Below are 13,668 nucleotides of genomic sequence, written 5' to 3'. Positions count from 1 at the left end.
CTCGGATCTCTTCGGTAAGGGGACCCTTGCCCGTGTACGTCACTTGGCCGCGACCGCGCTGAACCCCTTGTCGTTCTCGCTGGTCAACGTGATGGTGCGGTGATCGATCTTGTAATCGACCTCGCCCTTGAAGAGTTCCAGCAGGCTTCGCTCGGTGTCCATGAGTGAGCCGTCGCACATCCTGCGGGTGGTGCCGGGCGTGCCGAGGGTGATCTGACCGTCGCGTACGGTCGCCTTGGCCGTGATCTGGTTGCAGCCGAGGCTGCCGGAGAGCGTGCCGTCCTTCTTGTCGATGCTGAACCAGGCCTTGTCGGCCGCGTCGGACGCCAGGGGCTGAGAGGTCTTCTTGTCGACGAGCGAGGTGATCCTCCACTTCGTGCCGTAGAGCTGGGCGGGCTTCTCCTCGCTGAGGACGACCTTGTCGCCGGCCTTGGAGGTGAGCGTCAGCTTTCCGTCGGCGACCTCCGCCTTGAGCTCCTTGTCGGCGAGGGTGCCGCGGAGGGACTCCTCGAACGTCGCCGGGACGTCGTCGCAGGCCATCTCCGTGGACTGTGCGTTGCCGAACGTGATGCTGTCGCCCTCGACGGTCGCGGTCGACCCGAAGCCGTTGCAGCCGTAGTTGCCGTTGACCTTGCCGTCCTCGGTGATCTCCAGGTAGGCGCCGTCGGGGGCCTGCTCGCTCTTCTTCCCGTCGACGGTGAGGCTGTCAACGGTCCAGTGGACGCCGGTGACGGACAGCTGGGAGCCGCCGGTGTCCGAGCCGACGGAGTCGCTGCCGGCCGTCTCGCTGCCGCAGGCCACCACGAGCGGAAGCAGGGTCAGGGCGGTGAGGGTCAGTCGCTGCTTGTCCATGCCCCTGGGACGGGTGGGGTGGATGACCGGTTCCCCTCGAACTTCGCGGTGGTGGTCAGCCCATGAGGGGCAGCAGATCGCCGAGGTCGGCACGTTCGCCGCTCGCGCTGACGCGCGCCTCGGTGACCGCGGTTGCCCACTCCTCACGCCCTGTCGCGAGCCGGATCCAGGTCAGCGGGTCGGTCTCGACGACGTTGGGCGGGGTGCCGCGCGTGTGCCGCGGCCCCTCGACACACTGCACCACGGCGTACGGCGGCACGCGCACCTCGGTCGAACCGCCGGGCGCCCTCATGGCGAGCGCGTCGGCGAGCAGCCGGGTGCAGGCGGCGAGGGCCTGACGGTCGTACGGGATGTCCAGGCCGGGCACGGCCGCGTTCAGGTCGTCGGTGTGGACGACGAGTTCGAGGGTGCGGGTGACCAGGTAGTCGGCGAGGTTCATGGCGCCGGGACGGGTGGCGAGCAGCCTCTCGCCCGGGGTGGTGGCCAGCCGTTCGCTGAACCGCTGCCCGGTGCGGGTGTACAGCGCGTCGAGGTCCGGGTTCTCGCGGGTGAAGGCGCGGACGCGGTCGGCGTTGGCGTCGGCGAACGCGGCCGTCGCGAACGGCCACTCCAGCAGGGAGAGTTCCGACTTCGCGGGCGGCTCCTGGTCGATGGCCCGGCTGACGGCCTCGACGGCCATCGCGATATGCACGGCGAGCTCCCGCACGGTCCAGTCGCCGAGGCGGGTGGGCAGGGCGAGTTGGTCGGCGCCCAGGGCGCGTACGGCTTCTCGTACGGCCCCGAACTGGGCCAGGACCGCCGTGCGGATCTTGGCGGGGTCGTAGGTACGGGGGCGTTTCCTGGCCGGGGGCATGACAATGAGCCTAGTCCGCCCGGAAGGTGGAGCCGACGGGGAATTCCAGGTCCGTGCAGTCGCGGCGGGCGGCGACGTCGGTGACGTACGCCCTGAAGAGCCGCTCGAAGTGCGGGGCCGCGCGCTCGGACAGGGAGCTGTAGCCGTAGTGCAGGCGCAGGACGTGGACGGCGGGCTCGTCCGCGCAGACGGAGGTGGCCCACCACAGGCCGCTGTCCTTGTGGCGGCCCGCGGTGCCCGGGGCGAGGGGCGAGTCGGTGGCCTTGCTGGAGCCGGTGGAGCCGACGTAGACGCTCGGGGAGTCCTGGTCGTAGAAGGTCTGGACATCGGCCCACCACGCCTCGGAAGGGTCTCCGGAGGGGGCCTCGTCGTCACTGACGCCCTCCGTTCCGGCGTAGGCCGTGTCGAAGAGGGTCCGGGCGCTGTCGGTGGTCAGCAGCAGGGCGCACCGCTCGCGGAAGACGTGCGGGTCGGCAGGGGCGCCCATCGCCTCGTCGGGCATCCAGAGTTGCTCGCGGGAGGGTGACTCCAGGCGCCCGTACCAGGCACAGGTGCCGTCGGCCTTTCCGGCTGCGGTCGGCTCCGGGACGGGCGGCAGCTCGGCGGGGGGCGTGGGCAGACGGCTCGCGCAGCCGAGCCGTTCGGCGAGGTTGCCGGCCGCGGCGACCGCGATGGCCGCCATGCGCTCGCGGTCGCCGGGGGTCGCGGGCTCGGGGTGGTACGACGACATGCCGGTGTAGGCCGCTCCGGCGGTGACCTCGATCCGCTGCGCCGGCTTGCCCCGGTAGGTGCCGTCGGGGCAGTCGAGGCGGACGGTGGTCTCGCTGGGTCCGGCGAGACCGGAGACTTCGGCGCCGACAGGGACCTCCATGCGGGCGAAGCGTTCGGGCAGCTCGCCTTCGGGGCGGGAGACGATGGTGTCGCGGCCGCTGCCCGGGCCCGCGTCGACCATCGCCTCGAACAGCCACGCGCCATAGGCGTCTCCGTCGTCGCCCGCGTTCTGGATCAGGCAGGCGGAGGGAAGGTCTTCCCTGTCGAGGGAGCGGCGGTTGCGCAGCACGGGGTCGGCGTGGTCCATGCCGCGCACCTCGCGCACCGGCACAAGGTCGGCGCAGCCGGCGCCCACGGCCCGGTAGGTCCGCCACTCGTCCCACAGGACCGGGCCGCTCCAGCCGATCCCGGCCACGGCGGTCAGGCACAGCAGCACGTTGACGGACTTGCGCATCCCGTTCGGGACGTCCACCGCCCCCCCCTTTCTGCGGTTACGACGTGAAGGTGGACGCGGCCGGGAGCTTCACGTCCCTGCAGCCGCGGCGGGCGGCGACGTCGGTGACGTACGCCCTGAAGAGCGGCTGGAGCAGCTGCCGTATGTACTTTTCGTACGGGTACTCGACGCTCAGGGTGTGGACGGCGGGCTGTCCGTCGCAGAGGGAGGAGGCCCACCAGACCTTGGCGTCCTTGTCGGCCCCGGCTGTGCCGTGGTCGATGGGCCTCTGCTCGCTGCCGAAGTCCTGCGCCTTGACCTCGTGGGCCTCGTCGCCGAAGTAGGACTCGGTCCGCAGCCACCAGGGTGCTGTCCGCAGCACATCGCGCAAGCTGCTGGAGCCGATCTCGTCCTCGGTGAGGCCGGACCAGATCCTGCTCACCTCCTTGTCGCTCACCGCGAGCAGGCAGCTCTCCTCCAGGGCACGGGCGCCGACCGGTGCGGTCAGGGCGCGGTCGGGCAGGCGCACACGGTCCCGTTCCGCGACGAAGTCGGCGTACCAGCCGCACGATCCCTTCGCGGACTCCGCGTTCACCAGGCGCTCGGTGGGCGTGGGCAGCTCGGCCGGGAGGGCGGGCAGTGTGGCGGCGCAGCCCACCTTGGCCGCCGCCCGCTCCGCGGCGGTGCGGGCCAGTTCGGCGAGGGTGTGACGGTCGGCGTCCGTGACCGGCTCGGTCTCGGAGTACCGGGCCACCGTCATGACGTTGAGGGAGGTCTTGTCGCCCGGCTTGTCGGAGCACAGGGCCTTCACGATGACGAAGTCGTCGTAGTACACGCCGAGCCGCCCGTCACCGAGCGGGTACGGAGCCGACGTGTCGGCCTCGCGCGTGAGGCCGCCGGTCCGGGCCGACATCCGCTCGGAGAAGGGGTCGTCCCATCCGTCGACGATCTGCGCGAACCTGTCGGACGGGGTCGGCCAGACGGAGAGCTTGAAGTGCTCGTACGACGTGCCGGGGTCCCCGACCCGGTATATCAGGCAGCCCGTGGGCATCATGGCCAGCGCGTCCGGATCGTCGAGATCGAACATCGAGTCGTCCGGTTCGCTGCCCGGGCGCGCCCGCGCGGTGCCGCCGTTGAGGCCGAGCACCCGGTCGGGGTCGACCAGTCCCTCGCAGGCCTTTGTGATCTTCTCGCGGCTGGCGGCGCGGTCGAGGTACTCCTCGGTCTCGAGCCACAGGCCCCAGCCGCCCAGGCCGATGCCGAACACCGCGGCGATCACCACGAGCCGGTTGAGGTGATCGCTCCGGCGACTGCCCCGGCCCGGAATCCGCAGGAAGGGCGTCACGCGGCCCTCTTCACACCCACACCGCCCTGCCGCCGGCCCCCAGGCACAGCAAGCAGCACGTTGACGGACCTGCTCACTCACTCCCCCATCCCCCGATGACCGCCGCCGACATTAACACCCGCCTCTGACAGCTCAGACGAACGGCTTCCGGCACCCCGTACTGCCTCGACACGCGTGAAGGCCCCGCCCGTCGGAACGGGTGGGGCCTTCGTGGTCGTACGGACGACTACGCGAGGAGGGCCGGGATGGTCCCCTCGTGCGCCGTACGCAGCTCGTCCAGCGTGAGCGTGAACTCGCCCTGGACCTCCACCGCGTCGCCGTCCACGACACCGATACGGGTGACGGGCAGACCGCGCGCGCCGCACATGTCGTTGAAGCGGACCTCCTCGGAGCGGGGTACGGCGACGACCGCGCGGCCCGCCGACTCCGAGAGGAGGAAGGTGAAGGCGTCGAGCCCGTCCGGTACCACCAGCCGCGCGCCCTTGCCGCCGAGCAGGGCCGACTCGACCACGGCCTGGATCAGACCGCCGTCGGACAGGTCGTGCGCGGAGTCGATCATGCCGTCGCGGGAGGCGGAGATCAGGATCTCGGCGAGCAGCCGCTCACGCTCCAGGTCCACCTGCGGCGGCAGCCCGCCCAGGTGGTCGTGGACCACCTGCGACCAGGCCGAACCACCGAACTCCTCACGGGTGTCGCCGAGGAGGTAGAGCAGCTGCCCCTCCTCCTGGAAGGCCACCGGCGTACGGCGCGCCACATCGTCGATGACGCCGAGGACCGCGACGACCGGCGTCGGGTGGATCGCCGCCTCGCCCGTCTGGTTGTACAGCGACACGTTGCCGCCGGTCACCGGAGTGCCCAGCTGCTGACAGGCGTCGGCGAGTCCACGGACGGCCTCGGCGAACTGCCACATCACCGCCGGGTCCTCGGGCGAGCCGAAGTTCAGGCAGTCGGAGACCGCGAGCGGCTTGGCGCCGGTGGTGGCGACGTTGCGGTACGCCTCCGCCAGCGCGAGCTGTGCGCCCGCGTACGGGTCGAGCTTCGCGTACCGGCCGTTGCCGTCGGTCGCGAGGGCGACACCGAGGCCGGACTCCTCGTCGATGCGGATCATCCCGGAGTCCTCGGGCTGGGCGAGAACCGTGTTGCCCTGCACGAAGTGGTCGTACTGGGAGGTGATCCAGGACTTGGAGGCCTGGTTGGGAGACGCCACCAGCTTCAGGACCTGGTCCTTGAGCTCCTCTGACGTCGCCGGGCGGGGCAGCTTGTTCGCGTCGTCCGACTGGAGCTCGTCCTGCCAGGACGGGCGGGCGTACGGGCGCTCGTAGACGGGGCCGTCGTGCGCGACCGTACGCGGGTCGACGTCGACGATCTTGCCGCCGTGCCAGTAGATCTCCAGGCGGTCGCCGTCGGTCACCTCGCCGATGACGGTGGCGATGACGTCCCACTTGTCGCAGATCTCGAGGAAGCGGTCGACCTTGTCCGGCTCGACGACCGCGCACATGCGCTCCTGCGACTCGCTCATGAGGATCTCCTCAGGAGAGAGGGTCGAGTCGCGCAGGGGGACGTCGTCCAGCGTGACGCGCATCCCGCCGGAGCCGTTGGAGGCGAGCTCGGACGTCGCGCAGGACAGACCGGCAGCGCCGAGGTCCTGGATACCGACGACCAGCTTCTCCTGGAAGGCCTCCAGGGTGCACTCGATGAGGAGCTTCTCCTGGAAGGGGTCGCCGACCTGGACCGCGGGGCGCTTGGAGGGCTTGGCGTCGTCGAAGGTCTCGGAGGCGAGGATGGAGGCGCCGCCGATACCGTCACCGCCCGTGCGGGCCCCGTACAGGATGACCTTGTTGCCCGCGCCGGAGGCCTTGGCGAGGTGGATGTCCTCGTGCCGCATCACACCGACGCACCCGGCGTTGACCAGCGGGTTGCCCTGGTAGCAGGCGTCGAAGACGACCTCGCCGCCGATGTTGGGCAGGCCCAGGCAGTTGCCGTAGCCGCCGATGCCGGCGACGACACCGGGCAGCACGCGCTTGGTGTCGGGGTGGTCCGCCGCACCGAACCGCAGCGGGTCGACGACGGCGACCGGCCGCGCGCCCATCGCGATGATGTCGCGCACGATGCCGCCGACGCCCGTGGCCGCGCCCTGGTAGGGCTCGACATACGACGGGTGGTTGTGCGACTCGACCTTGAAGGTGACCGCGTAGCCCTGGCCGACGTCCACGACGCCGGCGTTCTCACCGATGCCGACGAGCAGGGCGTCGGACTGCGGGGCCTTCTCGCCGAACTGGCGGAGGTGGACCTTGGAGGACTTGTACGAACAGTGCTCGGACCACATGACCGAGTACATGGCGAGCTCGGCGCCGGTCGGGCGGCGGCCGAGGATCCCGAGGATCCGCTCGTACTCGTCCTTCTTCAGACCCAGTTCGGCCCAGGGCAGCTCGACGTCGGGGGTCTCGGCCGCGTGCTCGACCGTGTCCAGAGGCGTCTTGCTCATGCGGTGACCAGCTTCTTGAGGATCGAGGTGAAGAAGGGGAGGCCGTCGGTGCGGCCGGTGCCGATCAGCGGCTCGACGGCGTGCTCGGGGTGCGGCATCAGACCGACGACGTTGCCGGCCTCGTTGGTGATGCCGGCGATGTCGTTGAGCGAGCCGTTGGGGTTGAAGTCCAGGTACCGGAACGCGACCCGGCCCTCGGCCTCGAGCATGTCGAGGGTGCGCTCGTCGGCGACGTACCGCCCGTCCATGTTCTTCAGCGGGATGTGGATCTCCTGGCCCTCGCTGTAGTCGCTGGTCCAGGAGGTCGTGGCGTTCTCCACCCGCAGCCGCTGGTCACGGCAGATGAAGTGCAGGTGGTCGTTGCCGAGCATCGCGCCGGGCAGCAGATGGGCCTCGGTGAGGATCTGGAAGCCGTTGCAGATACCGAGCACGGGAAGGCCGGACTTCGCCTGCTCGATGATCGTCTCCATCACCGGCGAGAAGCGGGCGATGGCCCCGGCACGCAGATAGTCGCCATAGGAGAAACCACCGCACAGCACCACCGCGTCGACCTGCTTGAGGTCCTTGTCCTTGTGCCAGAGAGCGACCGGTTCCGCACCGGCGATCCTGATCGCACGCTGTGTGTCCCGGTCGTCGAGGCTGCCCGGGAAAGTGACGACGCCAATACGAGCGGTCACTTTCCGGCCCCCGCCTTCTCTTCCTCCACCTTCACGGTGAAGTCCTCGATCACGGTGTTGGCGAGGAAGGATTCCGCCAGTTCGTGGATGCGGGCGAGCGCGGCCTCGTCCACCGGTCCGTCCACTTCCAGTTCGAAACGCTTTCCCTGACGTACGTCGGAGACGCCCTCGAAACCGAGGCGCGGCAGCGCGCGCTGCACCGCCTGGCCCTGGGGGTCGAGGATCTCCGGCTTGAGCATGACGTCGACTACGACGCGTGCCACTGGCACTCCCGGTGTGTGGTGCTGAGCAGGTTCCTTCAGACTACCCGCACCGAATTTCTACGCGGGTAGATTCGTAGGAATCTACGTGAGCACCATCACGATCCGGTATCAAGGGGCACCCTTCGGGGAAACTTCCGGGAAAGATCCGGGATACCCATTGCGCAACGGACAGGCCCACGGTTTTAGTCGGGCTTCACATTGCAATGCGGGGCCCTGTACAAAAGAATTGGCAATAGCCGATACTTTGCCCAATACCCCAATTACAGTCGGACAGCCGACATCTCGTCCACCTACTCCATGGCGTACCAGCACGTCATGCACGTCATGGAGGTGATCGCAACGGCGAGATGCCGCACGAAGGGACCGATATTCGTGGCGCAGCGTGTCGTAGTCACTCTCTTCGACGACATCGACGGCTCTGAAGCGGCGGAAACGATCGCCTTCGGACTCGACGGCAAGTCGTACGAGATCGACCTCAATCAAGCCAATGCCAAGGAGCTGCGCGAGGCCCTGGCTCCGTACGTCGAGGCAGGCCGCAAGCGGTCGAAGTCCGGCAAGACCTACCAGCAGACCGACGTGGCCCCCGACCCGGCCGCCGTCCGCGCCTGGGCCCAGTCCCACAAGATGGACGTTCCCGCGCGCGGGAGGATCCCGAAGAAGGTGTACGAGGCGTTCGCTGCGGCGCGTTGAGGGGTCCGTCTCCCTGGGGGGAGGAGGGACCTCGGCGCGGCTGGCTGGTCGGGGGCGGCTGTGCTGTGCCGCCGAGTTGCCTGGTTCCTGGGGCGCCGGGCTGGTGAGCTGCCTGGCTGGCGAGTTGCCTGGTTGCTGGGCTGCCGGGCGGTGACCAGGGGGTGACTGTGCGGGTCGGTGAGTTCGGTGCGCTGGGTCGGTGAGCCGGTGAGTTCGGTGAGCCGGTGAGTAGTGCGGGCGGGGGCGGCGACGCCCCCTGCCGCCCCATCCCTGAGGGCTGTGCCCCCAGACCCCACTTGCCGGCTTGACGGCCTCGCCCCTGGCAGGGTGCCCCTCGGCCCGGTTGTCGAGGGGGGCGCCGGTGGCCGGTCATCCGGGCCTGCGGACAACCGACTTGCGCAGCACCCCTGCTGATCAGCTAGAGTCTGGAGCACGCCGAGGGGCAAGGCCGAAAGGCCCGGCTCACGGAGTCACGCGGGTGTAGTTCAGTAGTAGAACATCCCCCTTCCAGGGGGAAGGCGCAGTGTGCAATTCCTGTCACCCGCTCTGCATCGCCGGTCGGACCACTGTTGTGGATCAGGTAGGCTGGTGCTCGCACCGATCGGTGAGAGCCGGTCGGGGGCAATGCGGACGTAGCTCAGTTGGTAGAGCGCAACCTTGCCAAGGTTGAGGTCGCGAGTTCGAGCCTCGTCGTCCGCTCCAGGAAGCAAAGGCTCCGGTCGAATGACCGGGGCCTTTCTCGTGTTCCTGACCTGTGGGCTGCCCCCGCCTGAGGCTTTCGGGGCCGACTGCCCTTCTTGATCTCCTGTCTCTCCGCACCAGCCGGGCCCGCTCCGCGAGTCTCGTCTCTCCTGATCCACTGGCTCCTCCTGCCCTCTCAGCTCCTCAAGTGCGCTTGGATCTGACATTTGTCATGGGGAGTGATGACAGGTCGCACTGCTGTCGGGGCCGGACGGCGGGGACGCTGGAGGCATGGACATGAACCAGCACGAGCACGTGATCGAAGTCACTGATCTGCGGCGCGTGTACGGGGGCGGTTTCGAGGCCGTGCGGGGGATCACGTTCTCCGTCGACCGGGGGGAACTCTTCGCGCTCCTGGGCACGAACGGCGCGGGCAAGACGTCGACGGTCGAGTTACTGGAAGGGCTCGCACCACCGGCCGGGGGAAGCGCACGGGTCCTCGGGCACGATCCGTACGAGGAGCGATCGAAGGTCCGGCCGCGTATCGGCGTGATGCTGCAGGAGGGCGGCTTCCCCTCCGAGCTGACCGTCTCGGAGACGGTACGGATGTGGGCGGGCTGCACGAGCGGGGCGCGTCCCACGGGGGAGGCCCTGGAGCTGGTCGGCCTCGGGCGGCGGTCCGGGGTGCGGGTGAAGCAGCTGTCCGGGGGTGAGAAGCGGCGGCTCGACCTGGCGCTCGCGCTCCTCGGCCGCCCCGACGTCCTCTTCCTCGACGAGCCGACGACCGGGCTCGACGCCGAAGGGCGCCAGGAGACCTGGGAGCTGGTGCGCGAGTTGCGTGACGGTGGGACGACGGTTCTGCTCACCACGCACTACCTGGCGGAGGCGGAGGAGCTGGCCGACCGTCTGGCGATCCTTCACGAGGGCCGTATAGCCGCGAGCGGCACCCCCGCGGAGGTGACCGCGTCCCAGCCCTCCCGCATCACCTTCGAGTTGCCGGACAACTACTTCCTGGGCGACCTGCCCCCACTGGCCGAACTCGGCGTGACCGACCACGATACGGACGGCCGCACGGTCCGGCTCCGCACCCATGAACTCCAGCGCACCGCCACCCGGCTGCTGCTGTGGGCCGAGCGCGCCCGCGTCGAGCTGCGCGGCCTCGACGTTCGCTCGGCGTCCCTGGAGGAGGCGTTCCTGCGGATAGCCCGCGAGGCTGCGGGGACGTCAGCTTCCTCCAGTGGCGCGGAGATGGCCACGGACGCCCAGGGATCTCGGGATGGCACGAAGGCCGGAAACGCGAAGGCCGGAAAGGGGACTGCGGCGTGAGCGCGTCGACAAGCATGCGTACGGGTGCTCCCGCGAGTGCGGGGACCACGACGCCCGCCGGGCGTATGGCGGCCTTGGCGCGGGCCGAGTTGACCCTGCTGAGTCGCACGAAGGCGACGCTGTTCGCGGCGTTGTTCGTGCCACTGGTCCTGCCGTTCACTCTGCGGTCGGCGGTCGACGAGATGGACCTGGACGGCACCGGTCTCTCGGTCGGCTCCGTCCTGCTGCCCTCGGCCATAGGCTTCTCGCTGCTCTTCGCGGTCTACAGCTCCCTGGTCACCGTGTACGCGGCCCGGCGTGAGGAGCTCGTGCTCAAGCGGCTGCGCACGGGGGAGTTGCGGGACTCGGAGATCCTCGCGGGCGCGGCGTTGCCGTCGGTGGCGATAGGCCTCGTCCAGTGCGTGGTCCTGAGCGCCGCCTGCGCCGCGCTTCTGGACCTCGGTGTCCCCCAGGCGCCGCATCTCGCCCTCGTGGGGCTGCTGTTGGGACTCGTCATGTGGCCCGCTCTCGCGGCCGTCGTATCAAGCTTCAGTAGGAGCGTGGAGGGTGCCCAGGTCGCGGCCATGCCCCTGTTGCTGATCTCGATGCTCGCGTCGGGCACGCTCGTCCCGCTCGAGATCCTGCCCGACCGCCTGGCCTCGCTGTGCGAACTGCTGCCGCTGACCCCGGTGGTCACCCTCATACGCGGTGGCTGGACCGGGGACCTGTCGGCGTACGACGCCCTGGGTGCCGTCGCCACGGCCGTGGCCTGGATTGTGCTCGCGGTGTTTGCTGTACGACGGTGGTTCCGATGGGAGCCACGGCGATGAGGGGAGCGGTGCCATGCGCGGCGCGAGTGCGTGGTGGCGGGGGAAGAGCACGCCGGCGAAGGTGGAGACTTACACGCGCTGGTCGTTCCACTTCTTCGCACTGATCGAGACCGGCGCGCTCGGGCTGATGCCCATCGGCACCCTGCCGCTGACGTTCGCGGGGTGGTTGTTCCTGCTGGTGTGCGCGCATGCCGTGCTGGGGGCGGTGACCGCGGCCCGGGGGCTCGACTGGACGCGTGGCAGCCGGGAGCAGCCCAGGCGCCTCCTCTGTGCGCTCGGCCTGGCCACGGCGTTACTCGGGATCGGCGCGATCGCCCTCGCACGGTACGGGCCGGGCGGTTCGGACGGCGCGAGCGCGGCGGGCTCGACCCTCGTCGGTGTCCTGGCCTTCGGCGTCGGCAACATCGCGCTCGGCGTGCGCAGTCGGCGGCGGGTCCTCGCGCTCGTCATCGGCTTCACGGTCGGCACGGGGGCCGTGTCGTTCCTGCTGGGCGTCTCCGGGCCGGTGGCGCTGGCCACGGCGGTCGCGGTGCTGGTGGCCACCGGGTTCCTCTCCTTCACCTCGACGTTCTCGGTGTGGCTGCTCAACTCGGTGTACGAGCTGGACGAGGCGCGGGAGACCCGGGCCCGGCTCGCCGTCGCCGAGGAGCGCCTTCGTTTCGGGCGGGATCTGCACGACGTGATGGGCCGGAACCTGGCGGTGATAGCGCTGAAGAGCGAGCTGGCCGTCCAGTTGGCACGGCGTGAGCGGCCCGAGGCGCTCAACCAGATGATCGAGGTGCAGCGGATAGCGCAGGAGACCCAGCGGGAGGTGCGCGCAGTGGTGCGCGGCTACCGCGAGGCCGATCTCGGTGCCGAGCTGGCCGGCGCGCAGGGCGTGTTGGCGGCTGCCGGCATCGAGTGCGAGGTCAGGGGTTCGGCCGCGGGACTGCCCCCGCAGATCCAGTCGGCGCTCGGCTGGGTCGTACGGGAGGCAACGACGAACGTTCTGCGGCACGGGGACGCGGCGCAGTGCTGCGTGACGCTGCGGGTGCGGGAGGACAGGGTCGTGCTCACCGTCCAGAACGACGGGGCGCCCGAGCCCGTGCCGACGGGTGAGCGCTCCGGGCCCGGCCCGGTGCGCGGGGGCTCCGGGCTGGCCGGTCTACGCGAGCGGCTGTCGGAGGTCGGCGGCACCCTGAGCACGGAGCCCTGCGCCGGGGGCCTGTTCCGACTGACCGCGGAGGTCCCGCTGCCGGGTTCTTCCTCGTCTCGCGTGCCGGGGCCCGCGGAGGGTCAGCGGTCGGTGAGAAGGGGCGGGGCAGTGACCGGCGTACGGTCCGTGAGCGAGTTCTCGGGCGTGAGCGAGGCGGCCGACAGCGGGATCGCGGGTGCGAGCGAGGCGGCCGACAGCGGAATCGCGGGTGCGAGCAAGGTGACCGAGAGCGAGATCGTGGGCGTGGGCGGCGTTTCGGCCGTAAGCGATGTTGCGACCGTGGGTGAGGTTTCGGCCGTGCGTGCGGCCTCACCGAGAGTGGTATGAACCGAGTCCGTGCGGCGAGCGCCTGAGCGTGTGAGCCCGATCAGTTCCCTGTGCACCACCCACCCAGGAGTGAGGTCCCTGCATGACGTCCTCGACGTCCGCCCCACCCGTTCGGCTGTTGCTGGCCGACGACGAGCACCTGATCCGGGGCGCGCTGGCCGCGTTGCTCGCGCTGGAGGACGACCTGGTGGTGGTGGCGGAAGCGGCGACCGGTCCGGAGGCGCTGGCGATGGCACGCGCCCACGCTCCCGATGTGGCGGTGCTCGATCTGCAGATGCCGGGGGCGGACGGTGTGAAGGTGGCCACATCCCTGCGGACCGAACTGCCGGACTGCCAGGTGTTGATCGTGACCAGTCATGGCCGGCCGGGACATCTGAAGCGGGCGCTCGCGGCAGGTGTGCGCGGATTCGTCCCGAAGACCGTCAGCGCACAGCGGCTCGCGGAGATCATCCGTACGGTGCACGCGGGAAACCGTTACGTGGATCCCGAGTTGGCCGCCGACGCGATCTCCACCGGTGACTCGCCGCTGACCGTGCGGGAGGCCGAGGTACTGGAGCTGGCCGCCGACGGGGCGCCGGTCGCGGAGATCGCCGAGCGGGCCGCGCTGTCACAGGGGACCGTGCGGAACTATCTGTCGTCGGCTCTCTCCAAGCTCGGGGCGGAGAACCGTCATGCGGCAGTACGTCTCGCACGTGAGCGAGGTTGGGTATAGTTGCTCTCGCGCCACGGCGCAGTGCGGACGTAGCTCAGTTGGTAGAGCGCAACCTTGCCAAGGTTGAGGTCGCGAGTTCGAGCCTCGTCGTCCGCTCCAGTGAGCAGAGGCCCCGGTCACATGGCGGATTCAAGGGGTCGTCGCAACACGCGGTGAGTTGATCAAGCCGCGAGCAGTTTAGACAGACGCTCGGCTGGGGTCTCCCAGCCGAGCGTTTTGCGTGGGCGGCTGTTGAGTTCGGCGGCGACG

The 13,668-nt window shown here is 69.8% G+C and carries 11 protein-coding genes, 3 tRNA genes and 1 pseudogene; 8 read left to right on the top strand and 7 right to left on the bottom strand.

The features are described from left to right. Positions 1 to 39 precede the first annotated feature (39 nt). The 7 genes from FNH04_RS08350 to purS all read right to left on the bottom strand — a co-directional run bounded on the left by FNH04_RS08350 (position 40) and on the right by purS (position 7,679). Positions 40 to 852, bottom strand: coding sequence for an META domain-containing protein (locus FNH04_RS08350; protein ID WP_152781897.1), 813 nt, complete (start codon positions 850 to 852; stop codon positions 40 to 42). Between the two features lie 55 nt (positions 853 to 907). Next, on the bottom strand, positions 908 to 1,705 hold the full coding sequence (locus FNH04_RS08345; protein WP_152781895.1) for a maleylpyruvate isomerase family mycothiol-dependent enzyme: 798 nt from the start codon (positions 1,703 to 1,705) through the stop codon (positions 908 to 910). Positions 1,706 to 1,715: 10 nt separating this feature from the next. Further along, on the bottom strand, positions 1,716 to 2,948 hold the full coding sequence (locus FNH04_RS08340) for a hypothetical protein (RefSeq protein WP_152781892.1): 1,233 nt from the start codon (positions 2,946 to 2,948) through the stop codon (positions 1,716 to 1,718). A gap of 19 nt (positions 2,949 to 2,967) precedes the next feature. After that, positions 2,968 to 4,254: a hypothetical protein gene (locus FNH04_RS08335; protein ID WP_152781890.1), complete on the bottom strand. Its 1,287-nt coding sequence runs from the start codon at positions 4,252 to 4,254 to the stop codon at positions 2,968 to 2,970. Between the two features lie 226 nt (positions 4,255 to 4,480). Then, complete coding sequence (gene purL / locus FNH04_RS08330) at positions 4,481 to 6,739, bottom strand: phosphoribosylformylglycinamidine synthase subunit PurL (protein WP_152781888.1); 2,259 nt, start codon at positions 6,737 to 6,739, stop codon at positions 4,481 to 4,483. Beyond that, positions 6,736 to 7,416, bottom strand: coding sequence for a phosphoribosylformylglycinamidine synthase subunit PurQ (purQ, locus tag FNH04_RS08325; protein ID WP_322722758.1), 681 nt, complete (start codon positions 7,414 to 7,416; stop codon positions 6,736 to 6,738). The genes purL and purQ overlap by 4 nt, the downstream gene beginning before the upstream one ends. Next, positions 7,413 to 7,679: a phosphoribosylformylglycinamidine synthase subunit PurS gene (gene purS / locus FNH04_RS08320; protein ID WP_322722757.1), complete on the bottom strand. Its 267-nt coding sequence runs from the start codon at positions 7,677 to 7,679 to the stop codon at positions 7,413 to 7,415. Before purS ends, purQ begins: the two co-directional genes overlap by 4 nt. 372 nt (positions 7,680 to 8,051) lie before the next feature. On the opposite strand from purS, the gene FNH04_RS08315 reads away from it, so the two are divergent. From FNH04_RS08315 to FNH04_RS08280, 8 genes and pseudogenes are all read left to right on the top strand, one after another. Further along, a complete protein-coding gene (locus FNH04_RS08315; protein ID WP_322722756.1) occupies positions 8,052 to 8,369 on the top strand; it encodes a histone-like nucleoid-structuring protein Lsr2 in 318 nt (105 codons plus the stop codon). A 474-nt stretch (positions 8,370 to 8,843) separates the two neighbouring features. After that, positions 8,844 to 8,915 (top strand) — tRNA-Gly (locus FNH04_RS08310). Between the two features lie 80 nt (positions 8,916 to 8,995). Beyond that, positions 8,996 to 9,071 (top strand) — tRNA-Gly (locus tag FNH04_RS08305). A 270-nt stretch (positions 9,072 to 9,341) separates the two neighbouring features. After that, positions 9,342 to 10,376, top strand: a complete 1,035-nt coding sequence (locus FNH04_RS08300) for an ABC transporter ATP-binding protein (RefSeq protein WP_152781886.1) — start codon at positions 9,342 to 9,344, stop codon at positions 10,374 to 10,376. A 14-nt stretch (positions 10,377 to 10,390) separates the two neighbouring features. Next, positions 10,391 to 11,185, top strand: a complete 795-nt coding sequence (locus tag FNH04_RS08295; RefSeq protein WP_152781919.1) for an ABC transporter permease — start codon at positions 10,391 to 10,393, stop codon at positions 11,183 to 11,185. Positions 11,186 to 11,198: 13 nt separating this feature from the next. Beyond that, positions 11,199 to 12,446: pseudogene (locus tag FNH04_RS08290) on the top strand (histidine kinase); the annotation flags it as partial. A gap of 343 nt (positions 12,447 to 12,789) precedes the next feature. After that, entirely contained in the window at positions 12,790 to 13,419 is a 630-nt protein-coding gene (locus FNH04_RS08285) for a response regulator transcription factor (RefSeq protein ID WP_152781882.1), read from the top strand. A gap of 23 nt (positions 13,420 to 13,442) precedes the next feature. Further along, a tRNA-Gly gene (locus FNH04_RS08280) sits at positions 13,443 to 13,518 on the top strand. Positions 13,519 to 13,668 lie beyond the last annotated feature (150 nt).

Source organism: Streptomyces phyllanthi (assembly GCF_009377205.1).
Taxonomy (GTDB): domain Bacteria; phylum Actinomycetota; class Actinomycetes; order Streptomycetales; family Streptomycetaceae; genus Streptomyces; species Streptomyces phyllanthi.
The sequence above is the reverse complement of the archived record's forward strand: the minus strand, read 5'-3'. Positions and strand labels throughout refer to the sequence as shown.